General features: G+C 49.2%; 21 protein-coding genes and 1 tRNA gene. 9 read left to right on the top strand and 13 right to left on the bottom strand.

The window, feature by feature from the left end; translation table 11 throughout:
- Nucleotides 1-62 precede the first annotated feature (62 nt).
- Complete coding sequence (locus NC981_RS17790; RefSeq protein ID WP_348244169.1) at nt 63-824, top strand: pentapeptide repeat-containing protein; 762 nt, start codon at nt 63-65, stop codon at nt 822-824.
- Between the two features lie 39 nt (nt 825-863).
- On the opposite strand, the gene NC981_RS17785 is transcribed toward NC981_RS17790, so the two are convergent.
- The 4 genes from NC981_RS17785 to NC981_RS17770 form a co-directional block, all read right to left on the bottom strand.
- On the bottom strand, nt 864-1,733 hold the full coding sequence (locus NC981_RS17785; protein WP_348244168.1) for a fasciclin domain-containing protein: 870 nt from the start codon (nt 1,731-1,733) through the stop codon (nt 864-866).
- An 87-nt stretch (nt 1,734-1,820) separates the two neighbouring features.
- A complete protein-coding gene (locus NC981_RS17780; RefSeq protein WP_348244167.1) occupies nt 1,821-2,477 on the bottom strand; it encodes a hypothetical protein in 657 nt (218 codons plus the stop codon).
- A 164-nt stretch (nt 2,478-2,641) separates the two neighbouring features.
- Nucleotides 2,642-5,173, bottom strand: a complete 2,532-nt coding sequence (locus NC981_RS17775; protein WP_348244166.1) for a sigma 54-interacting transcriptional regulator — start codon at nt 5,171-5,173, stop codon at nt 2,642-2,644.
- 275 nt (nt 5,174-5,448) lie between these two features.
- On the bottom strand, nt 5,449-5,721 hold the full coding sequence (locus NC981_RS17770; protein ID WP_348244165.1) for a GlsB/YeaQ/YmgE family stress response membrane protein: 273 nt from the start codon (nt 5,719-5,721) through the stop codon (nt 5,449-5,451).
- A 172-nt stretch (nt 5,722-5,893) separates the two neighbouring features.
- Here NC981_RS17770 and NC981_RS17765 point away from each other — a divergent pair, with 172 nt between their 5' ends.
- Both NC981_RS17765 and NC981_RS17760 read left to right on the top strand, forming a co-directional pair.
- Complete coding sequence (locus tag NC981_RS17765) at nt 5,894-6,664, top strand: cobyrinic acid a,c-diamide synthase (protein ID WP_348244164.1); 771 nt, start codon at nt 5,894-5,896, stop codon at nt 6,662-6,664.
- A gap of 50 nt (nt 6,665-6,714) precedes the next feature.
- Nucleotides 6,715-6,799, top strand: a tRNA-Ser gene (locus NC981_RS17760).
- 3 nt (nt 6,800-6,802) lie between these two features.
- Here the strand turns inward: NC981_RS17760 and miaB are convergent.
- The 7 genes from miaB to NC981_RS17725 form a co-directional block, all read right to left on the bottom strand.
- Nucleotides 6,803-8,155: a tRNA (N6-isopentenyl adenosine(37)-C2)-methylthiotransferase MiaB gene (gene miaB / locus NC981_RS17755; protein WP_348244163.1), complete on the bottom strand. Its 1,353-nt coding sequence runs from the start codon at nt 8,153-8,155 to the stop codon at nt 6,803-6,805.
- 105 nt (nt 8,156-8,260) lie between these two features.
- Nucleotides 8,261-8,545, bottom strand: coding sequence for a YkvA family protein (locus NC981_RS17750; protein ID WP_348244162.1), 285 nt, complete (start codon nt 8,543-8,545; stop codon nt 8,261-8,263).
- A 210-nt stretch (nt 8,546-8,755) separates the two neighbouring features.
- Nucleotides 8,756-9,163: a response regulator transcription factor gene (locus tag NC981_RS17745; RefSeq protein WP_190375881.1), complete on the bottom strand. Its 408-nt coding sequence runs from the start codon at nt 9,161-9,163 to the stop codon at nt 8,756-8,758.
- A gap of 262 nt (nt 9,164-9,425) precedes the next feature.
- Nucleotides 9,426-10,415: a sigma-70 family RNA polymerase sigma factor gene (locus NC981_RS17740; protein WP_348244161.1), complete on the bottom strand. Its 990-nt coding sequence runs from the start codon at nt 10,413-10,415 to the stop codon at nt 9,426-9,428.
- A 594-nt stretch (nt 10,416-11,009) separates the two neighbouring features.
- Entirely contained in the window at nt 11,010-13,175 is a 2,166-nt protein-coding gene (gene ppk1 / locus NC981_RS17735) for a polyphosphate kinase 1 (protein ID WP_348244160.1), read from the bottom strand.
- Complete coding sequence (locus NC981_RS17730) at nt 13,175-13,381, bottom strand: hypothetical protein (RefSeq protein WP_190375884.1); 207 nt, start codon at nt 13,379-13,381, stop codon at nt 13,175-13,177. The genes ppk1 and NC981_RS17730 overlap by 1 nt, the downstream gene beginning before the upstream one ends.
- 185 nt (nt 13,382-13,566) lie before the next feature.
- Complete coding sequence (locus tag NC981_RS17725; protein ID WP_190375885.1) at nt 13,567-14,166, bottom strand: superoxide dismutase; 600 nt, start codon at nt 14,164-14,166, stop codon at nt 13,567-13,569.
- A 473-nt stretch (nt 14,167-14,639) separates the two neighbouring features.
- Here NC981_RS17725 and NC981_RS17720 point away from each other — a divergent pair, with 473 nt between their 5' ends.
- From NC981_RS17720 to NC981_RS17700, 5 genes are all read left to right on the top strand, one after another.
- On the top strand, nt 14,640-17,222 hold the full coding sequence (locus tag NC981_RS17720) for a CHAT domain-containing protein (protein WP_348244159.1): 2,583 nt from the start codon (nt 14,640-14,642) through the stop codon (nt 17,220-17,222).
- A 112-nt stretch (nt 17,223-17,334) separates the two neighbouring features.
- On the top strand, nt 17,335-17,712 hold the full coding sequence (locus NC981_RS17715; protein WP_348244158.1) for a hypothetical protein: 378 nt from the start codon (nt 17,335-17,337) through the stop codon (nt 17,710-17,712).
- A 20-nt stretch (nt 17,713-17,732) separates the two neighbouring features.
- Nucleotides 17,733-18,449, top strand: coding sequence for a DUF429 domain-containing protein (locus NC981_RS17710; RefSeq protein WP_348244236.1), 717 nt, complete (start codon nt 17,733-17,735; stop codon nt 18,447-18,449).
- Nucleotides 18,450-18,452: 3 nt separating this feature from the next.
- Nucleotides 18,453-18,866 carry a DUF2752 domain-containing protein gene (locus NC981_RS17705; RefSeq protein WP_348244157.1) on the top strand — a complete coding sequence of 138 codons (414 nt, stop codon included), beginning with the start codon at nt 18,453-18,455 and terminating at the stop codon, nt 18,864-18,866.
- Between the two features lie 38 nt (nt 18,867-18,904).
- Nucleotides 18,905-19,174: a hypothetical protein gene (locus tag NC981_RS17700; RefSeq protein ID WP_348244156.1), complete on the top strand. Its 270-nt coding sequence runs from the start codon at nt 18,905-18,907 to the stop codon at nt 19,172-19,174.
- Between the two features lie 70 nt (nt 19,175-19,244).
- Here NC981_RS17700 and NC981_RS17695 read toward each other — a convergent pair whose 3' ends face one another.
- Nucleotides 19,245-20,447, bottom strand: coding sequence for a glutathione S-transferase family protein (locus NC981_RS17695; protein ID WP_348244155.1), 1,203 nt, complete (start codon nt 20,445-20,447; stop codon nt 19,245-19,247).
- Between the two features lie 67 nt (nt 20,448-20,514).
- The gene (locus NC981_RS17690) at nt 20,515-21,030 is read right to left on the bottom strand and encodes a hypothetical protein (RefSeq protein WP_348244154.1); all 516 of its coding nucleotides are present in this window, start codon (nt 21,028-21,030) and stop codon (nt 20,515-20,517) included.
- Nucleotides 21,031-21,195: 165 nt separating this feature from the next.
- Here NC981_RS17690 and NC981_RS17685 point away from each other — a divergent pair, with 165 nt between their 5' ends.
- The gene (locus NC981_RS17685) at nt 21,196-23,058 is read left to right on the top strand and encodes a tetratricopeptide repeat protein (protein ID WP_348244153.1); all 1,863 of its coding nucleotides are present in this window, start codon (nt 21,196-21,198) and stop codon (nt 23,056-23,058) included.
- The last annotated feature ends 387 nt before the right edge of the window (nt 23,059-23,445 follow it).

Below are 23,445 nucleotides of genomic sequence, written 5' to 3'. Positions count from 1 at the left end.
CGCAACGAGACAGTAGTATGAAGTATTTTCCTGCTCACCCTTCCCGGTTAAGGTTCCTGTATATGATGCGGACAAATTTATCGATTGCTGTGCTGATGTCGATCGGCATCATTCTCCCGGCTCAAGCTGAAAATCTCGATCATGTGCGCCAACTGCTGGCAACGAAACAATGCCCGAACTGCGAGTTAACCAGTTCAGGGCTTGTGCTGGCTCAATTGCCGGGTGCAAATCTCGCAGGCGCAAATCTCGCAGGCGCAAATCTCAGTCAAGCCAACCTTGCCGGAGCCAACCTCACAGGCGCGAATCTCGCAGGTGCAACCCTAAGCGGCGCGAATCTCGCAGGCGCGAAATTGACTAGCGCCAACTTACAAGGCACCGATTTAACTCGATCGTATCTTGTCGGCGCAGACCTAACCGGAACGCAAATCGAAATGGCGCTGATTCAAGGCGCGATCGGGCTACCGACCACAGCGGGAACGCCGGAGATGTTTTACCAGATGGCAATGGAAGCAGGCAAACGCAAACAATATGAACGAGCGATCGAGAACTTCAATCAAGTGCTAGTTCGTAAACCCGATTCGGCTCCAGCCTTGATCGGTCGGGCAATGGCGCGACTCGAACTTGGAGACGAAAAAGGCGCAGTTCAAGACTCGGAACAGGCAGCAGCGTTATTCGAGCAGCAAGGGGATGCCAGCAGCGCCAAATCTGCAACTACGCTTGCCCAAACCTTAAAAAATCCGCCGAAAGCGCGATCGGGCGGCGGCTTCGGGCAAACCCTGATCAACGTAGTCGGCGGACTGTTGCAAATGTTTCTAATGCGCTAACAGAGCCTGAGGGATGCAATGTGCATCTCTGCAAATTCTCTACGGCTGCGTCATCGGCATTCCTGTGGGAGCCAAGCTGGTCAGCTTTCCTTGCAGGCTTGCGGGAAGAATTACTTGATTGATTGCATGAATGGTGCCATTGCTTGCAGCAATGTCTGCACCAACGACTTGTGCGTTTCCGATCATCAGCATTCCGTTGCTACCTTGAGCCGCGATCGGATTTCCACTCAGCGATCGCACTTGTTTTGCCGCTAGATCGGTAGAAGAGACTTTGCCTTTGACAATGTGATTTTGCAGCACTTGAGTCAGCAACGCGCGGTTTTCCGGTTGAACTAATGCTTTGAAGGTTGCCGGAGGAATTGCAGCAAGGGCTTCATCGGTCGGAGCAAAGATGGTGACATTACCGCTGCCTGCGAGGTCAGAGGAGAATGCTCCGTTTGCATCAGCCACGCGCAGGAGCGCATTGAACAATTCAAACGAAGGGCTGGTGCGAACGATTTGATCGATAGACTGATCAGACGAACCCGTAGATGCGTAGTTCGTGGTGCCGGTCGGGGTTGCACCGGTCGGGCTGCTATTGGTTGGAGTATTGTTAACTTCAGGACGGTTTGCCGGGGCAACGGTGCCAGGAACGCTTTGATTGTTGGGCAAACCAGGAGCGGTAGTCGTGCCTGAATCTACAGAACTGTCAGGATTGGTGATGCTTCCAGGAGTGTTTTGACCGGATTGACCCCCAACCGGAGGAATACCAGCATCCCGATTTGTCGGAGCGGGGGTTTGGGGAGTATTTGCCGGAGTGGTTTCAGCATTGGGCGTGAATTTACTTTGTGCCATTGAGGGCAGGGCAACGCTAACGCCTAATCCAACTACAGATAATCCAGTAACTAAACGCTTCAGTGATGTTTTCATTGTTACTTATCGTAAACATTGCTCCCCAAGCGTATAAATTACAAACGTGAACTTCCTCCCTCGCTTGAAATAATCCGAAAGGATGGTTTATCTGTTTGATTGAATCCGTTTAGAGGTGCCGTCTTGTTGCCGAATATCAAGCCTTTCCGCCAGGCTAAGTGGCGGGTTTGACTCTAGTGGAGTCTTGTCTGGCAGAAGGGTGAGGGCGGGGGAACGAGTCGAAGTTTTGGCAGCAGTCGCGGCATAATGTGCAGGGCTTGCGGATTTCACTGAGATCGACTGACCGCCTGATTGACGACCCCGCGCTGATGGCTGCGATCGGCTTGCTCTGCGCTCGGAGGTAGGACTGAGTGCAGCTTGTTGCTTAATGATGCGGCGAGATGTCTGCTGCGCCGAACGCAAGCGTCGAGAAATCAAGACAGAGCTGGTTGCACAAGTAGCAACGACGATCGCGAGTAAGCCAATGGCGCTGCTGGAGTCAGCAGAATTAGCGGGTGATTCTACAACCGGTTGCGGCGATTCTACGACTTCTAAGGGGGCTGGATTGGTGTAGGTTAACCCTGAGACCGCTAGCCAACCAAAGAACAGGAAGGAACTCCAAACCGCAAACAAGCAGATGAAGGGATGCCGTTGTGCAAAGTGCAGTAGAAGTCGCCCGGCTGACGGTGGCTTTGTAGGTTTTCGGCTACGCTTTGCAGATCGAGGAGCGGTGACGTTTTGCACAGGAGTAATTGGGTTGCCCATATCTATAGTGATGTGTTCAACAGTGATGTATTCAACATCGAATGGATGGGTACTGATTGTACAGGAGAAATTCTTTGATTGGTCAATATTGCAGCATAAGTCTATCTTTGCAACCTATCCAAAGATAGACTCGTGGAATTATTGATACTCTGAGCATCAAACATCTAGGCAACAACGATTAACCGCCATACCAATGATCCAAGCAGCACCATTGCGCTATGTTGCAGGAGAAGCGATCGGATCGGCTGTCGAGCAATTTTTTGCGTGAGCAAGACGCTCAACCAGAACGATCCCGCGATCGTGACAGCCTGTAAGAATTCAATCACAGCGGGATGAGCGACTGCGATCGGTAAGGTTGCCATCAGTTCTGTGCTACCGCCGAAGGTTGCAGCCGTCACCGGAAGAATGCGTCCTGCTTCGTTTAGTCCCAAGTGTAAGTAGTACGCTAAACTCGCCCCTAAAACCAGCGGGAGATAACCATATGCGAGTTCAAGAAAAGGGCGCGATCGTCGATTGAACAGCCTCATTATTTGATCGAACAACAGTGCAATGGCTCCGGGCAACATCAAAGCAAGAACCGAGACGATCGCGTGGTAGCTAAATTGATCAAGATGTAGATTGATATCCAGTAGCTGTTGGATTGCAGGAAGCCGATGCAAAAACACGGCTCCAAACAGCAGAAACAATAAGCAAACTTCAGGATAAGTCGGTTGATGGGTAGTCCATAGTTCAATTCCCGGTGGACGCAGGTTGAGTTCGACCGATCGGTGAGGACAAGCTTTCAGGCAGGTCATACACAACACACAATCGCGATTGTCCCGGAGCTGCGCTGGATGTGAATAGATGGGACAGCCTCCAGTTTCCATGCCTTCGCCTTTTTGCGGCCCGCCTTTGTAGCACTGATAGGTCGTACAAGTTGCAGAACAAATTCCTTGCTGTGCTCGGAGTTCAATCATGGCAAGTTTAGCAAATAAGCCATTCATGCCCCCGATCGGACAGAGATATCGACACCAAAATCGCCGCTCAAACAACACAGAAAAGATAACGGCTCCAGCCGTAATCAGCAACAATAAATAGCCCGATAGATAAGCCGTGTTTTCTAAGTTCCACAGTTCTTCCCACAGTAGAATCAGCGTGAACATACCAAACAAAAACCAACCGCCCCACTTCTCAGCCGCTTGTCTGGGCCAGGGTTGTAGCTTACGCGGATAGAGCCAGAGAGAAATCTTTTGCGCCAGTTCGCCGTAAATCATAAATGGACAAACCGCACACCAAAGCCGTCCCACAAAGGGGAATGCAACCAGAATCAGCATCCACCACCATGCCCAGAATAGATTCAAGGCGAAGTTACGATCGCGGCTTTGCGGTGCCACCATTAACACGGTGACGATAACTGCAAAAGCTCCCAAGGTAAAGCCGTAATTGATCCGATCTGGCCACCAGGGACTCCTGAGGAATTGCCGCAATCGTGGATAAGCATTAAGCAGATTGACCCGAAATCGACGATTTTTATTGCCTGCTGCCCAGAACACCTCTTCGGTGAGTTCTGGGCTTTCTGCTTGAGTAATTGCCCGTCCCAATAGACTTTCAAGTTCGACATGATTTCCAGGAAAGTCATAACCTTGGAGTCGGCGTAACGCTTCGGGTGTAATCTTGGGCTTAGAGATGCCTCGCGAGCGAGCAATTAAACTCAAGTAATACTCTGCTTGAACGGCAATATCCGCTTTTCTGACTCGCAGGGGTGGCACCTTGATCACATGAGTAATTAGCTTACATTTTTCCAATCGCGGTAGAATCTTCTCAGAAGTCATGAGCAGCCTCGCTTCAACTGATCGGGCTTCTGGTTCCGGTTCTCCTTCGCGTGCGATCGGCGTAAACTTCCCCGTCTTCAAAAGCTGCACCAACTTTTCTTCAAACTCCGGCGCAATATCTTCGAGATTGTTCAGCATAATGGTGCCGCGCCCAATCCAATCGAGCAATCCAGGCTTACCCGTTCGCCCAAAGATTTCTGCGCCGCTCGGTTGTAGCGTGTTGCAGTTGATTTTGATTAATGGCTCTTTACGATCGCTCGATCCAAAGTGAATTAACGCCGCAGTATTGTCTTTTTCCAGTCCCGGCTCTCCAAAGATTAAGACAGAACCACGATCGCTGGCGGCTTTTTTAATGTCTTGCCGCAGTCGCACTGCATAGCGGCTGGTTCCCACAATGCCGCGTTTAACTTTTGGAACAAGATAAGGACGCAAGGCGATCTGTTGTTCCCGCTCATAAGCAAGTTGCGAAGACACTTCCTCTAACTGCGTGGCAAGCTGCTGCGAAACGCCTTGAGCAATTTCGGGAAACTGTTGAGCGATCGCTTTGAATGCCTCCCGTGGAATTGTCCAGATCACACAGTCATTCAGGGTAATTGTGGTTTCTTCTGCCTTGCGATCGAGCAACAGTTCTTTGAGATAGACGATCGACCCTAGAATTAAGCTCGTGACCTTTGCCAAGCCCGTTTTACTGGTGCGATACCGCTCAAGATGCCCGTCGTACAAAATGTAGAGTGCTTCAGGCTGCGTGTCTTCGAGTCCAAGGCGGCGATTTTCTTGAACCTGTTGTTCTTGAACCTGTTGCGCGATCGCCTGCAACGCTTCCGATGACAGACTAGAGAATTCCGTTCGCTGCCGCAGCCATTCCACCCGCTCTAAAACGTCCATGATTTGCCTCTTTAGAATTTGCCCACAGACACTCATCCTTTAGTCCCTTACCCCGCAGGAGAAGCAGGATGGTTTCGTACAGGCTAACGAGGATGGACTGAAAAGTAAGTGCAAAGTAACAGCCCACGACCCTCATAGACCCATTAAAACAAATTCTCGACCCCCACCCGTGCCAAGGAGACAAACAGGGCACAGACGCTAAATTGCCCGTAATCTCGCGGGTGCAAAGCTACGGGCAATCTCAGCTTAGAAAGCAAATTTAATCAAACGCAACCCTAGATCGCACCCCGTCCAGCGATGCGATTCCAGATAAACGAGAAAATGATCGCGCCGAGCACAGCCACAATAATGCCACCCAAGCTCAAGCCAGCCGAGGTAATTGCTAGCGTCCCTGTCGTCAACAGGGTGTACAAACTACCTCCCACCAGTGCACCCACAATTCCTAAAAGCAAAGTCCCTAAAATTCCACCACCACGAGCACCGGGATCAATTGCTTTTGCGATCGCACCTGCGATTAGACCTAAAACAATCCATGCTAAAAGATTCATATTAATAACTTCCTGTTCGGATTCAATGACTTAAGGTTAGCAATCCTACGCTTGAAACTGTTCCATCAACAGAATGATTCACGCCTCTACCGGGATGATGACATCGGACTGCTGCTGCATGGCTTAAATTGGGCACTCTAAGCCAGTGTGCTTTATTTCCAGCGATCGCGCCATGTCTCACCCCCTACACTCCGAGTCGATCGAGAATATCTTGCAGAGATTACCGCCAGAAGCAAGATTGTGGGCGGAAAATTTACCCTGGAATCAGCGGCGCTACGTGCTGTCGTTGTGTCATCTGCTCTGTGCCGCATCGCCTGCGACCCAGGCTCAATTTCTCGATGAGTACACTGCGAATGGACTCATTTCTAAACTGATCGAAAATCACGAAATCAGACAAAAAGTTAAGCTCAATTTAGATCGATTCCGCATCACGACCCAACTGACTGAAGCCGTTTTAAGAAACTATATCCGCCAGTTCTACATTCACTCCGCCCAGGATTCGAGAAGAAAACTCGATCTAATCCTGGAATCTGCGGTGCGAGTAGTGGTTAGCACCGAAGAGAGAAATCATATTTTCAACTACATTCTCGGCTTTGAAATCATCAAGCTGCTATTCCGGATGAGTTGGCTGCAACATGAACGACTCTACCGACTCCAACGCAACCAGGAAGAATTCATCACGCTTTATCTCAAGCCGATCCAGCAAACCCATCGCTTAAATCAAATCATTGTGCCAAGAGACGAAAAGCTCTTCTTCGCACGGCGAGATTACTATGTCCAGGTTCCAACGATCGCCGACAAAAAGCTGATCGAACTGGCGATCGCCACCTTCACAACTGAAGTCATCAGCAGCTTTGGCTTCTCTGTGATTCGTCACCCGGACGCGATCGTGTTTGATTATGATTACGTTTTCGGTGTTGATCCAGAAGCCGCTTTTCCTTAGATTTGGCGATCGTATTTGCGCCAAACTGAGTTAAAATCAGGCAAGCGCCTGGAGAGGTGGCAGAGTGGTCGATCGCGTTCGACTTGAAATCGAATGAACCGAAAGGTTCCGTGGGTTCGAATCCCACCCTCTCCGTTTCTACAATCGAACTTCAATCAAGGGTTGTCCCGTCAAACTAAACGGGCGAACTTCCGTGATTCTGACTTTGACCAGTTGACCACGTAACTCGTCGATCGACCCTGCAAAGAATGTCAGTCGATTGCCGCGTGTCCGTCCCATCACTTGAGTCGGGTCTTTCGGGTTTTGCGCCTCGACCAAGACTTCTTCGATTCGTCCGGCGTAGCGCTGCGATCGTTCTGCTGCCGTTTGCGACACTAAGCGGTTTAGGCGCTGGAGTCGATCGGCTTTGACTTCTTCAGAAAGCTGATCTTCCCACACTGCCGCAGGCGTTCCCGGACGTGGAGAATAAGCCGCCGTATTGATCAAATCAAAGCCAACTTCCTCAACCAGCTTCAGCGTATTCTGAAATTGTGCTTCGGTTTCGCCAGGGAACCCGACGATCGCATCGGCACTAATCGAGGCATCCGGCATATATTGACGAATCATATCGATAATGCGGCGGTAACGCTCGTGGCTATAGCCGCGTGCCATCGCTTTCAAGACTTCGTTATCACCCGACTGAAACGGAATGTGGAAGTGCTCACACACTTTTGGTAATTCAGCGCAAGCCCGAATCAACCGTTCGGTGAAATAGCGCGGGTGGCTGGTCGCAAATCGAATGCGATCGATGCCTGGGACATCATGCACAAAGTACAGCAGATCAGTCAACGTATGTAGATGCCGCCCTTCAGGAGTAGAACCCGGCAGATCTCGCCCATACGCATCAATATTTTGTCCTAACAGGGTTATCTCTTTATAACCCTGTGCAGCCAACGATTCAATCTCTGCTCGAATTGCTTCTGGGGTGCGCGACTGTTCGACTCCCCGCACGCTTGGAACCACACAATAGGTACAGCGTTCGTTACAACCGTAGATTACATTCACCCAGGCTGTAACCTGGCTATCCCGTCTAGGTTTTGTAATATCTTCGACAATGTGGATTGGGTCAGTTGCCACCACTTGATTGCCGCTGAAGACCTGTTCTAGTAGATCTTCTAGCTGATTTGCATATTGAGGCCCCATTACTAGATCCAGTTCTGGCACTCGGCGTAACAATGCTTCGCCTTCTTGCTGTGCCACACATCCGGCAACGACGATCGTTAAATTCGGGTTTTCTTGTTTGCGCTGTGCTTGTCGTCCCAGATACGAATAAACCTTCTGCTCGGCGTTATCGCGAATCGTGCAGGTATTGTAGAGAATCAAGTCGGCTTCGTTCGGTTCTTCTGACCACTCAAAGCCCATTGTTTCTAGAATTCCAGCCATGCGCTCGGAGTCTGCTTTGTTCATTTGGCAGCCGAACGTGGTGATGTGATAGCGGCGAGAAGCAGTCATGGGCGACAAAATAAACTCAGACCCCCATTCTAGATGGATTCGAGAAACTATGGCAAAAGAGGCGCGATTTCTCGTGCCTCCAGGAATTATTCAATTGAGCGAAAATTATCGAACGGTCGTCGCTTCGACATCAACAGCTTCTGCGGTCGGCTTACCATCGACGGCGGCGTTGGTCGTTTCTTTCTGGGCTTTCAGGCGATCCATCAGCATCGAAGAGACTTCAGCAACCAGAAGCCCTAAAATCACCGTGTCGTCAATCTGTCCGATTAGCGGAACAAAGTCGGGCAAAAGGTCGATCGGGCTAAACAAATAGAGCAAAGTGCCAGCAATCACTAACCAGCGGTATTTAGAGTTGCGAACAAGAGTGCGATACCAGTCGTAGAATTTCATAAGTTGTGCCCTTCTCTTATGTTTTTATAATGTCAGATCGTATTAGGGCTGTCGTTGGGGGAAACCTGTCTGAAGAAGGGGGAGAAACCGTCATTCAGTTAAAGTTTGTTGTTTAGCGCGATCTCTAACTTCAGAGATCGCGCCAAGATACGTACAAAGCCTATCTAGAACGAGGGTACTGTCACTATTTCTCACTCACCTTTGGATTCGCTAAAAACTGCGAGGCTGGTTCGCTTGTTCTCCGAGTTCATTCACGATCGCGATTAGATCTTGAACTGTGGTTTCCTTTTTGCAAAACGCATCGACTTTCGCCGTTTGCAGCATTACCTCAGTCTGCGGATCTTCGAGCGAAGAATACGCCAAAATCTTGACATTTGGATGAGCGCTCTTAATCTGAGTTGAGGCACTCAGCCCATCCATCACAGGCATCTGCAAATCCAAAACAATTACGTCTGGGCAATGACGATTCGCCATTTCAACGGCTTCTTGACCGTTGCTAGCAAGACCCACTAGCTCAATTCCTTCCTGACGTTGGAGTGCCAACTTCAGGCTAAAGCGGGTCAGTTCATGATCATCGACAATTAAAACACGCAACACTTTGCACTCACTAGACAGCATGGGACGGAATAATTGATGTGACTAAAAGTGTAATGATTCGTACATCTCACAGTCCTCTACCGCAAGGACTAACCGAATAAATTTAGTAGAACCCCGGTTCTGAACGCTTACTGAGTCAAAATAGATTTTATACTTATTTGCTCTGATGCGGGACGAAATGGAGCTTCATAGGCTCTTTCATCTTAGTTAATATAAAGTTAATGTAAAAAATCAGCGACTCATCTAAGAAGACGAATCGCTGATAGCAACCGACAAGCTTTAATCACATCCAATCTTTCAGCAGGGCTTGGCGACGAGGATGACGCAGCTTTCTCATCGCTTTTGCCTGAATCTGCCGCACTCGCTCACGCGAGAGATCATAAAGCTGACCAATTTCACTCAAGGTATAGTGTTGACCATCGGTGAGACCAAACCGCAGTTTGATGATTTCGCGCTCTCGATCGCTGAGGTGATCCAGCACCGAGTTGAGGCGATCGACCAAGAGTTTGTGGTCTAAGTTATCGTTCGGCGCAACATTATCCGCATCTTCGATTAGTTGCATAAGTTCCGTATCTTCATCGCGTCCCACCCAGGCATGAAGCGATAAGGTGCGCTGGCTCACGTCTAGAACCTGCTCTAACTTATCTTCTTCCATATCGAGCGCACCAGCTAGCTCTTTCTTTGTCGGTTTACGACCGAGTTCTTGAGATAGCAGTTGACGCACTTTGCGAACTTGATTCAGCTTTTCGACCATGTGAACGGGTAAGCGAACCGTTCTAGATTGAGACGCAATGGCGCGGGTAATTCCTTGGCGAATCCACCAGTACGCATAAGTTGAAAACTTGTAGCCGCGTTCGTAGTCAAATTTTTCTGCGGCTCTCATTAAACCCATTGCCCCTTCTTGAATCAAATCTAAGAAAGGAACTCCCCGATTGAGATATTTTTTGGCAATTGACACGACTAAGCGCAGATTCGCTCGAACTAATTTTCGCTTTGCTCGTTCTCCAACAATTCCACCTTTGGTAATTTCTCGCGCCAATTCAATTTCTTCAGCTTGAGTCAGCAGCGGATATCTTGCCATTTCCCTCAGAAACATTCCAACCGAATCATCGGACAATCCTAGATATTCGCTGGCTTTTCCTCTCAGCGATTTTGCTAAACCTTCGGGTGAAAGATCTTCGTTTTCGAGCGATGCGAGTTCAGAGAAATCGATATCGCTTTCGGTTACAACTGCGTCGATCGGGAGAGAGTCAGTGGGTAATTTGGTTGCCATTTTTAGATCACACTGGGGTCTTCAATTGGTCTCAATGTAGCTATGCTCAACTGCAACCTACTTTAATCGAAATGATTGAGTTTTTTGCAGTAAATCTGGACATTTTCTATTGTTTTTTATGAGCTTTATCTCGTCTTTGTTTATGAATTGAAATACGTCCGTTTTTTTGCTGAATTTCAGTGGCAGTACGGAAGAAAGGATAGGGTGCTAAGGCAGTATAGTAGTCGGTTTTTGCTTAAGTAAGCTACTAGGAATTCCACGGAGATGCACAGATAGATTAGCTCGTTTTAGAAATTAGATCCGAGGAATTGCCGTGGTCTTTTTAAACAGTTTAAAGTTCTGCTCGTTTCTCCGAAATATTACGGAAACAAGTAGGAAACCTGATTAATTTAGCTTGAATTCAGAAGAATATTCTTCATAGAGTAGCCTGGAATACAAAAGTTGATCAAAGCCAATAAATCTGAGCCAATCCTGCATTGAGCAAAGGAAGTAGGGAGGCGATTCAGTGCACGTCTACGAAGTTGTTGAACGAAGATCACAAAAAAGGCGAATGCCGAAACATTCGCCTCCAGATCTAGATTGTTTGGTGTGGGGTCACTCTCTAGCTTGTTGCTGCGCCATGTCCATGAAAATGCGCTGCGAACTTTGTTCGGGCTGATCCGCTTGGGGCTGTCGCTGTATGTATTTGCCATCCGGCTGCAAATCCCAAGCGTGGCGATTATCTGCCAGCATAATCCCCAGGATCTCTTGCAGATCTTGAGAAAGGGCAGGCTCATCGACTAGAACGACTGCTTCAACTCGACGATCGAGGTTTCGCGGCATCCAATCCGCACTGCCGATATAAACTTCAGAGTCGCCATTGTTGCTGAAGTAGAAAATTCGAGCGTGTTCGAGAAAGCGTCCCACAATGCTGACCACGCGAATATTCTCGCTGATGTCTTTTAATCCTGGACGCAGACAGCAAATTCCGCGCACGATCAAATCAATCTGAACTCCAGCTTGAGATGCTTCATAGAGTGCAGTAATTAGCCGTGGATCAACTAAGGCATTCATTTTGGCAACAATCCGCCCTTGTCCACCGTTGCGCTGATGTTCAATTTCACGATCAATAAAGCTCAACATGCGATCGCGCAAATTCACTGGCGCAACCAGTAGCTTGCGATAAGACTGTTGGCGCGAATATCCGGTGAGATAGTTAAACAAATCCGTTAAATCGGCTCCTAGCTCTTCACGACAGCTAAAGATGCCTAAATCTGTGTAGAGCCGGGCAGTTTTCGGATTGTAATTACCTGTGCCAATATGCACATATCGCCGGATACGCCCCTCTTCGCGCCGCACCACTAACACCAATTTAGTATGCGTTTTTAGCCCGACTAACCCATAAACAACGTGAACGCCTGCGCTTTCTAGTTTCTTTGCCCAGCTAATGTTATTGGCTTCATCAAAGCGGGCTTTAAGTTCGACTAGAGCCGCCACTTGAATTCCGTTTTCGGCAGCAGCAATCAGGGCTTGAACGATCGGTGAATCTCCCGATGTGCGATAAAGCGTCATCTTGATTGCAAGCACATCCGGATCGTAAGCCGCTTCCTCGATAAAGCGCTGCACGCTGCGAGAAAACGAATAATACGGGTGATGCACTAGGATATCTTGACGACGAACCACCGCAAAAAAGTTTTCATCGTGCGTCAGCGCCTCTGTCACAGGAACTTCTGCAACTCGTCTTAGTTTCGGGTGCGTTACGGGATTCCAAGGCGGATCTTTGAGTTCTGGAAGCGGTAAACCTGTGAGGGTAAACAAATCCTTCAGACACAGAAGCCCGTCAATTTCGTAAATATCATCAGAAGTGAGTTCCATTTCTTCGAGCAGCATCGATCGAATGTGCTGCGGCATGGATGGATTAATTTCCATCCGCACCACCGAACCCCCAACGCGGCGTTTTCGCAGTTCTTCCTCGATCGCGATCAGCAAATCGTCGGTTTCGTCTTCCTCAACATCCAAATCCCCGTTGCGCGTAATCCGAAACGGATGATATTCCTGAATGTTCATCCCCGGAAACAAAGCTTCCAGATTATGGGCGATCACTTGTTCAAGCGGAACGCCTGCCCAAATTGTGGCGCGACTTTTTGCAACGGAAGTGGGGAGATCCTGAGTTTCGATCGGCAATGGAATAAAGCGCGGCAGCACCCTCGGAACTTTCACTCGCGCAAACAGTTCCTCATCGGTCACGCTGTCTTTAATGACAACGGCTAAATTCAAACTGAGATTAGAAATATAAGGAAACGGGTGTCCAGGGTCGATCGCAAGCGGAGTCAGAACCGGAAAGACTTGAGATTCAAAATACCGGTGTAAATAAGCGCGTTGTTCCTGGCTTAAATCGATGTAATCCAGAAGATAAATGCCCTGAGCGACCATCTGAGGACGCAGCGCTTCCTCAAAATGACGATGTTGCTTTGCCACAAGGGGACGCAATCGCTCGTTGATTAACGTTAATTGTTCTTGGGGTGTGCGACCGTCTGAACTGAGGCGACTGACTTGCGCCTCGACTTGTTCCTTGAAGGCTGCCACTCGCACCATAAAATATTCGTCCAAGTTTGAGCTAAAGATCGCTAGAAACTTGAGCCGCTCGATCAAGGGTGTGCGGGGGTCAAATGCTTCATGCAGCACCCGATTGTTAAATTCGATCCAGCTTAGTTCTCGATTGAAAAAAAACTGTGGATCGCTCAAATCGGGTTCTACCGTTGCCTGCTTGCGTCGTCGCATTAGAACACCTCATCTTCACGACCGACCCACCATTCACCCAAGTTCATTAAATCCTGGTGAATATCTGCTAATCGCTGCTCATACTCAGCAGTAGTCATCTGCGATCGTTGTTCATTCAGTTTCAGGACTCTTAACTGAGCGAGTAACCAGGGCTTTGTTACATTGCCCGTTTGTTCAAGGTAGCGGGCGAGTTCGGTGCTATTCATGAAGAGGTCAAAATCTGCGGTTTAGCTTCATTGTTGCGTTATTTTTGGCGTTGTGGGTGCGATCGTACAAAGTTTTTTGTAATTGAGTAAAGGCTGTGTCATCTAGAAAACATAAGGCTATTCGCCCTGACAAACAAAAAAGCGAGGCAGTTGCCTACCTCACTTAAAATCGATTGACCCCAACGTTACGCTGCGAGATTCTGAGCGACGAAATCCCAGTTCACCAAGTTATCCAAGAAGTTCTTGATAAACGCAGGACGAGCGTTTTGGTAGTCAAGATAGTAAGCGTGTTCCCACACATCCAGGGTCAGTAAGGGCTTTTGACCGTGAACCAGGGGGTTTTCTGCGTTCGGAGTCTTTGTGATCTTCAGCGTTCCGTTCTCCTCGACCAGCCAAGCCCAGCCGCTGCCAAACTGAGTTGTTGCAGCATTGCTGAACTCTTCTTTGAACTTGTCATAGCTGCCGAAAGCCGCATCGATTTTTGCAGCCAGTTCGCCTGTAGGAGCGCCACCACCGCCTGCTTTGAGGCAGTTCCAGAAAAAGGTGTGGTTCCAAACCTGGGCTGCGTTGTTAAAAACGCCAGTCTTCGACGAATCGCCATACGCCTGCTTGATCACATCTTCTAGCGCCATGCTCTCCATCGGTGTGCCTTCCACCAGTTTGTTTAAGTTGGTGACATAAGCGGCATGGTGCTTGCCATAGTGATAGTCAAACGTTTCTGCCTTCATGCCATATGGCTCAAGGGCATCTTTTGCAAAAGGTAAGGGAGCTTGTGTGAATGCCATGTGTTCAATTCCTCTCGATCGTGATTCTGCGATTTGAGCGTTGGCAGAAACATAACTTAACCGTGAAAATTCTATCTCAAAAAGGAGATGAGACTTGAACAAATAAAAAACCCTCACTCACTAGGCATGAATGAGGGAAATAATCAGGGTGCATCTACCATTCCTCTTTGCTCGGAATCATGCGGGTTCTCCGGATGCTTTGAGTGGGAATACTTAAAGCTAAAGCAAAGTTTTCTTGAACTTTTAGTAACTTTTAGATAAAAGGTGCGTCTAGGTCTGGAGTCAATTGCGTCTATGATCGCAGTCCTGCGTCAAAGGCAGAAGCAGTCGATCGGGGCAAAAATTTGTAATGCTATAGAGTGCGAATTGATTGCGAATTTTCCCTGAACGGGATCGATCGTCGGTGGTAATAAAAGCAGCGATGACCTCGATACTCCAGTTGAGGAGCGCAGCGAATTGTTGGAGGGTGGCTTGTGAATCAGGAATTCTACATTTCCGTCACGCCAGTGCGAGGCGATGAATATTGGGTGAGAACCGAGCGCGTTTCACCGGGAGTGCCGCTGGCAGAAGAACTGGTCACTTGGCAAGTCGAAGAGTGGCTGGAACAAGCTCGCCATTTGATGCACGATCCGCTGTTGGGGATTTTGCGCGGACGAATGCGATCGGGTCAATTGGCAATGGGTGGCGACGGTTTTTCCTCCAACCTAGTGGAATTGGGACAAACGCTCTACAATGCGCTATTTCAAGGCACGATTCGCGATAGCTGGATGACCGCGCAGGGAATCGCTCAGAATCGACGCGAAGGCTTGCGCTTGCGGTTAGGGCTGAAGGGCGATCGCTTGCCGCGTTTACCGTGGGAAGTGCTGTATGCCGGAGCGCGACCCTTGGCAACGGGAACCGATGTCGTATTTTCGCGCTATCAGGCTGCTTTTGCACCCATGGGAACGATTTTGCAGCCGCATCGCTCGATCGAGCTTGACCCAAACCAACCGCTGAGAATTCTGATGGTATTGGCGGCTCCGACCGATCAAGAAGTGCTGGAACTGCGGCGAGAAGCAGATCACCTGCGCGATGAACTGCAACGCGATCGACAAACGAACGGCGAAATTGATCTAACCATCCTGGATCAACCCGGACGCGAACAGTTGACCCAAGCTTTGGAACAAGGGCATTACCAAGTGCTGCATTATGCTGGACACAGCAATTTAGGCATGTCTGGGGGAGATTTGTATCTGGTGAGCGATCGTACCGGATTAACCGAGGTGCTGAGCGGTGATGATCTTGCCGGATTGCTCGTTAACAATGGAGTACGCATGGCGGTATTTAATTCCTGTCGCGGCGTATATACAGCAACGGCTGATCCCGCAAACGAAACTGAGTCGAGCAATCTGACCGAAGCGCTATTGAAGCGAGGAATGCCGGCAGTGCTGGCAATGGCGGAACGCATCCCCGATGATGTGGCATTGACGCTCAGCCGCTTGTTTTACCGCAATTTGAGGCAGCGATCCCCGATTGATCTCAGTCTGAGTCGGGCGCGGCAGGGATTGCTGTCGTCTTACGGCTCGGATCAGTTGTATTGGGCATTGCCGATCTTGTATTTGCATCCCGATTTCGACGGCTACCTCCAGCCCGCTGCCCCAACACCGTTAGCCGACTCACTGGAAAATTCGCAACTGGTTGCTTCAACCTTTAGCATCAATGCCAGCGCGATCGGTGATCCGCTCGATCTCGAAGATGAATCGTTCTCGAATCTAGACTTTGACGAGCCGGAAGACAGCGATCGACAAGCCATTCTGGAAATGCTGAGGGAAATTCGTGACCCCGAAGAGAATCCCTTTTTGCCAACGCAAGAGACGCAACCGTTCTTTGAATCGCTCTCTGTTAATACTGATGAATCCCAGCTTCACACTGCAGAAGACTGTCTAACGCTCGGCAGGCTGCGAGCGCAAAACCGAGATTTCAGTGGAGCCGTGGTCGCTTATGGACGAGCGATCGAGCTTGATCCCCACTGTGCAGAGGCGTTTAGCGAAATGGGAACGGCTTTAGAGCAGTTGGGTAGCCCAACTGAGGCGATCGTGGCTTATAAAATGGCACTGCAATATGAGCCAAGTTTAAGTGATGCCCGTCGCCATCTTCAGCGCTTAGAAGCGGCACACCATCTCGCTCCGACGCAGCAGGTCACTCCCCCCACCGCTCCCACTCCCGACCTGCACGTTGAAGATATCAAGATCACCGAAGAACCGATCGTCGATCGCATCTTTGGCACTCGAAAATCCAGACCTGCACGCCGCCACCCTTGGCTGGTGCTAGGAATTTCGGGGGCGGTAGCTGCGGTTTTAGGCGTAGTCGGCTTCTCTGCTTGGCGGGCTTCGACTCCGCCACCCAGCCAGTTGATTGATGCAGTGCGTGAGCTAGATCAGCCCGTCGGAGCGAATCCGAGTCGAGCGAATATCTTAGTCTCAACCGCGACTCGGAGCTTTGCTCAAGGTGATTTGCGTTCTGGGCAAGATGCGATCGAGGAGTTGCTGAGCCAAGGACAGCTTGCGGCTGCCGATTCTGCATTTCAGAATGTGCCCCCCGATAAATTAGACAATCCAGCCGTGGCATTTTTGCGCGGTCGAATTGCGTGGCAGTCGGTGCAGCAGCGTAAGAGCAGCTACAGCTTAGATGATGCTCAAAATTATTTTGAAACGGCGCTGAAAGGCAATCGAACGCCTCAAGTTCTGAATGCTTTGGGCTTTGTTTATTACTCTCAAGGCAATGCCGATCGTGCAGGTCGGAGTTGGCTGAATGCGGCGAAACTTGCGAGAGAAATTGGAGGCGCGGCAAAACGCGAGGAACTGACGGCACAGGCAGGACTCGCACTTGCGTTTAATAAAGAGGCTCAAACTCAAAAGGGCAATGCACGTAATCAATCCAGACAGCGGGCGGTTGCATTGCGCGATCGAGTCTCGGACGAAGCTCCGGAGCAGTTTCAAATCAAAGCCCTCAGCCAAAACTGGTATTGGAGTGAAAGCGCGATCGCAGACTGGAGAAAGCTGATGGCGATTAAGTAGGATCACCTGAGCCTTACAAATCTAATTAAGCTTGGCGACTGAAAGTTGAAGAAAAGCAGTCGCTAAAACTTCGTGCAGTAAAATCGAAGTATTGAGTTGCTGGGCTGGATGTATGAATTCTGATACTGTCGTTCGCATCTTACAAAAAAGCTTTCGTGTCACACTTGGAGCGACTGCATCGCTCGTCGAAATTCTCCAAGACCCGCAAAAGCGCGAAGCTAATTTAACTAAAATCAAAGCCGAAGTCGACCAACTCACCCGCGAATGGGCAAACAAGGGCGAAATGACCGAGCAAGAAGCCCGCAGCTATGTGGATACTTTGATGGCTCAACGGCGGGGTGAGATGAATTCTGGAACCACGGTGACAACCACTGCAACCCCAGTTCCCACCGCTTCGCCGGAAGTCCAGCTTGAACTGCAAGAACTCACCGCACAGTTAGCCGCACTCCGGGCAGAAGTAGAGCGGCTCAGAACCGAAGAGAATCGGTAGCTTCGCTTCACGTTGTGACTGTGAGATGTCTCGGAATTGATTTAGGCTGGAGTTCAAATCCTAGCGGCTTGTGCTGTTTAGAGCTGGTCGATCGAACCTTAACGCTGCGAGACCTGCGGCGAGAGAGTTCGATCGACAACATTCTTGCCTGGGTGGATCAGCAGGCTCCAGATTGTGCGATCGTTGCCGTTGATGCACCGACCCTTATTCCGAATCAAACTGGAATGCGACTTCCCGATCGTTTAGCTCACAAACACTTCGGGCGCTACCACGCAGGCTGTTATCCAGCAAACTTAGGGCTGCCGTTTGCCGATCGTACCGTTGGCGTCGGGCTGAGCTTAGAAGCGCGGGGATTTGAACACGCGCCGACGATCGAGCCACAGCATCCGGGGCGCTATCAAATCGAAGTGTTTCCGCATCCTGCAATGGTGAATTTATTTCAACTGAGTCAAATCCTGAAATACAAAAAAGGCACGATCGCACAGCGCAAACCGGAACTCGAAAAATTACGCCAGTTCATCCTAGAGCGATTACCTCAGATTGAACCGCGATTAAAGTTAGAAACACTGCCCAGCATTCCAAACAAAGGAACTGAACTCAAAGCAGTTGAAGATCAGTTCGATAGTTTGATTTGTGCGTATGTAGCTGCCTACTGGTGGTACTGGGGAACCGAAAAAAATATGGTGTTGGGCGATCGTGCATCCGGGTATATTGTGGTTCCATCGCCGTTGACTTAAACCATGCTGTCTTCACTGGTACGATCGCGCCAACTCTGTGTGATTCTTGCAGCTACGGCAACCGTTCATTTCGGACTGATTCTACTCGGTTTACCAAGCTGGCAATGCCCGATCCGGTATGGGCTGGGTATTCCCTGTCCGGGCTGTGGACTCTCGCGCGCCACCTTAGAACTCTTACACGGTCACTTTGATCATGCCTTGAGAATTCATGCCTTTGCACCGATCGTGGTCGGTATAGGGGGATTAGTTTTAGCCGCGATCGTGCTGCCAAAATCAAACTACATCAAGTTTGTAAGCATTGTCGATCGCATTGAGCGGCGCACTGGAATTACGATCGTGCTTCTCAGTAGTGCCTTGATATATTGGCTGATTCGATTGTTCTTTTTTACAAAGGAGTTTTATCAATTAGTTCTGTAATATGCTTTTATGGCTACAGATTTTTTGAGGGTTTGTGAATGCAAGTTCTGCTCACATTAATTAATTTAGCAGCATCAATTGTCAGCCTAGTTTGCTTTATTCTCGTTCTACTGAAGCTCTTTCCCGATAAAGGAGTCGGTTGGGGAATTTTTGGAATTTTCTGCGGTATCTACACCTTCATTTGGGGATGGCAGAACGCCGATCGTCATAACCTTAAAAACATTATGACGCTCTGGTCGGCGGCGTTCGTCGCGAATATCCTGCTGCAAATTGTGGTAGTTAGCATTACGGGGTCATCTGCTGACTAAAGCGCGGTTACCTTCCCCCGAGGAGCGGGTCATACTCTCCCATTTGTCTAAGCCCCATTTGCCTAAGCGCTTATCGTTTGGCAAAGTTCGCCGGATCTTGGTCACGTCGATGCTTCACCGGAATCGGTAGACCTTGACCGCTGCCAACTAGGGCTGCGGTTTCCTCTAACGCCGTTCTCAGTCGCTTCGCAGCATAAATCGACATATCCCGCGGCACACTAATGCGATCGCGCAAATACCGCAGCGCCACATCTGCACCCGATGGCGGGACACACACGCGACCCGTCATCATTCGAGTTAAGGCAGAACGCAGTGCTTCATCCATTAATTCATCCGGCGCAGGATTGACGCGAATAATGTTCGATCGATGCTTGATTACGCGATACAACGCCTCTTGACGAGAGTTCTCCGGTTCTGGATAAGCCACATCCGGTAACTCAAACCAAGATCCTTGATCCACTCGCGCTTTATTGATCCGCATCTGCGGTTCGCCATTTTCCCAGCATCCCCCCATCTGCGGCGGCAAATCATGGACGTGCGTGTGAAAATCGCTCTGAGTGCCACGATAGGTCGATCGAGTTTCCATCGCATCAAACCACGCTTTAAATCGCGGATTTTCCTCGCGCATCGAGTAGCCCTTGTAGTAATAAAGGCTTGCATTCATGCGTTCGACATACGGCGTGAAAATCACATCCACCGTGCTGAATTCTTCTAAAAAGTAAGCTCCTGGCGTTTGAGCGAGGGCTACTTCGACCTGTGCCATCACCTCGATAAACTTTTCACGCTTGCGCTGTTCCTCGCGCGCTGACATCGATGGATAGCATAGCCAATTGCACCATGCTCGAAATAAAAGTCGCTCTAACCAGCGCAACGGCTTCACTCTCGGATCTTCCATCCCCAAGGTCAGAACACCGAACTTTTGTTCCAGCGCCATTAGAATATCGTCGCTTTCGGTGATGATGCGCCCGTCAAGCTCGATCGCAGGCAGCATTCCCGATGGCACTTTCCGCTTGTACCAGCTTTCTTTCTCGCCGTAGCAGAACATCGTCACTTTTTCGATGCGGTACGGGATTTGCTTTTCTTCTAGCCATAGCCAAATTTTCTGGCAGTAGGGACACCAGGCATGATAGTCACGATAAAGCGTCACGCGCACCTCCGATTCAGCCTGTCCAAACAGGCGTAATCGGGATTGAGCATTCGTTAAACCGTCGATCGGGTCGGGTTGAAAGTCGGTGAGGGCTTCGAGTTCTGTCCAGCTTAGGGGAGCGGTCATAAATAATCCGATCGCAACTCACTCTATCGTTACGGGTGTCACGTCATTGCGTCAACATTGCGTCAACTTAGAAGCGCAATCCGACTCCACCTTGCAGGGTTGCAGCCGCTCCACCGCCCCGGTAGCCATCAAACGCAATCACCGCATTGCCAAACACGACTAAATTACTATTGGGAAGTGCGTAGTCAATGCCCGGCTGAATCGCAAAGCTGGTGCGATTTCCCACCGCCGTATCACCACCGAGCGGAATCGAAGCACCCGCACCGATGTAAACATCAGTCTGCCAATTGAGCGGAATATCGTAAGAAACGGTTGGAACGATCGCGACTCCATTGCCAATAAACGCTTGTGCTCGCAGCGAGATCGGCGCTCTGAGGAACTTATAACGTCCAGCCACTACAGCCGATACACTGCTTCCACCGTCATCACCGCTCGTCAACCCGATTCCAGGACCAATACCCACATAGCTGCCGTAAGCGGCTTGGGCTGAAGCCGGAGCCTGATTTGCAACGGCGATCGCGCAAACTCCTACCACTCCAACTAAGCTCAGCTTTTGATTGATTAATCCCATCAAATTTCTCATCGACCGACTCCTCATTAACCAGAAACAGCGAAGCACCGAAATTATTTGTTCATCATATCCAAATTTACCCACTTCACAATCGCAATACGCTGATTTTTAAGTCGGAGATGAAAGACTTTTGCCAGAACTTTTAGAATGAAGAAAGCCTTCATCACGGGATGTTCTATGTCTGATTCTGCACTGGGCGATCGCTATACAAATTTGATTGAACAAATCGTTCAAATGACGCTGAAAGGCAACATTCGATCAAAAGAACAGGTTTATCAAATGCTGGTGCAGGAAATTGAACCAGATAGCGGTGAGATTTTTGAGGCGAAGTTTCGCGATCGATTTGTGCAGACTCAAACTCAGGCGAACGATCGCAGCGATGAGCTCAAGCAAGCCAAAGCAATGCGGGCGATGCGGGCACTCTCGACGCTTGACGGTGAATGGAAGCGCTGGCAGTCTGAAAATCAAAACAGGAGCGCGATCGCGACCGCAGTTCGACAACTGAATCAAGCAGACAAAACCGAGCGATTACTCATTTTTCTGACCTTGAGTGATCCCAATCATCCAAATAGTTTGAATGCTGATCAACTCAAACAATTAGCAGTAACGCTGAAGCAACAGCCGATTTCTGATGTTGAAACTCAACAAGAACTTGCACAACTGAGTGATGGAATTCTGCGCGGTTTTCAGTCTTGGAATACCTTACAACCTCATCTCATCAGTTGGATTTATAATCCCGAACAATTAGGATTTGGTGAGTCCTCGCGAGGGGCAAAGCCTTGGGAGTTGTGGTCAAAACAAGCGATTGGCAATATTCCCAAATCATTTTTTACGGCATTAAATCAAAATCAAGCAGCAAGTCTATGGGTCGAATCTCAACCCGAAATCACGTTAGCGGATTGGATTGAGTTTACGATCGTGGTGCAAGCGTTGCAGCGTGGTTTGGTCAGTTGGTCAGAAAATCAAAGCTATAGTTCTAAGATTGGCACCTCGCTGTGCGTGTCGATCTTTTTGACCTTTGCCTTGATTTGGATGGAGTTATCGTATGGCTTTGCGCGATCGTCGTCGCTCAATTCGATCAATCGAGCGCGCTTTTCAGAAGCCTCATTTCGGGTGTCGCTCCAAATTTTGAGAATCTTTGCTCAGCGCCCCTACTTTCCTTTGTATGGAACCGTTTACACGTCGTTCACGGGTGCATCGTTCCGTGAAGCGATGAACTATTTGAGCGAACCTTTAAAGCGGGTCGAAGGCACTCAGGAGAAAGCAAGAATCCTTACATTGATCGGGTCATCGCAGCGTATTTCTGGAGCCTTGGATTTAGCAAAAGAGATTTACCTTGCAGCCCAAGAGATTGCCCAAGAAGCAGGCGATCGCAGATGTGAGATTGCGACGTTCAACCATCTAAGTCGCGTCAGTCTGCATCAAAAACAGTATGCAGAAGCGATTAGTAACAGTCAAAGAGCTTTAATTCTCAGCCGACAATCGGGCGATCGTATGGGTGAAGCAAACGCACTGGCAAACTTAGGCTATGCGGAAGTGTTTCAAGCTCAACTATTAGAGTCTGATCCGGATGCTTATGAACTCGCGATCGGCTACCTGGAGCAAGGATTAGCGCTCTCGGAAAAGTTAGGGGACTTTCAGAGCAAGGCACTCTGCGCCCTCAGCTTAGGCAGTGCTTATGTCACCTTGAATGACACTGATCAAGCTCTGAAGTATCTAGAACAAGCCAGCTACGCCGCTGTAGATGCGGGCGATCGCTATCTACATGCGCTCTGTTTGTCGAACTTTGGCGAAGCGTTTTATCAGCGCCAGGACTATGAAAGAGTCGTTTTTGCCTCGGCGATCGCGATGTACAAGCTTGAGCAGATGGGAACGAATGATTGGAGAAGTGCAGCCGGCTTGTTAACAATCCTGCGGGGACAACTCGGAGAGCGGTTTGACCAGCTTTTGCAGGAGCAACGATCGCGCTTAATGACTGAGATTGGAGTCGATGGCTTTGACTATTTGATGGAATTGCTTGATCGATATCGTCAATCTTAGTGAAACCAATGGCTCAAAATTCTTTTGACCAACTCTCGAAGTAATATTTAGAGGAGTTTCTGGCTCCGCTTGGAAGCATTCAACGACAGTACGAAATTCCAGACGAGGCGAAGCTGGTGACGTTGGTAAAAAACAAGCTGAATTAGGCAGAAGCATTTGGGCGAGATTCTTTCGAGTATCTCATCCAAACGTTTATAGAGTTTGTTTTCTTTATGGCTCAGGCGAGATTTGAACTTGCGACCTTGGGCTTGTGGGACAGCAGCAGTAAAAAGCCTGTACTGCTGTGGTACAGGCTAAACTCCTTATAAAATCAGGCCTTTTTAGTTGAGCAAATGTACTAAATTACCCTGAATTGTTCTGCAATATTGGCAAAATCTAGGGGGATTT

The sequence above is a fragment of the Leptolyngbya sp. DQ-M1 genome (assembly GCF_039962505.1).
In the GTDB taxonomy this organism is placed as follows: Bacteria; Cyanobacteriota; Cyanobacteriia; order Leptolyngbyales; family Leptolyngbyaceae; genus Leptolyngbya.
This window is presented reverse-complemented; position numbering and strand designations above follow the sequence as displayed.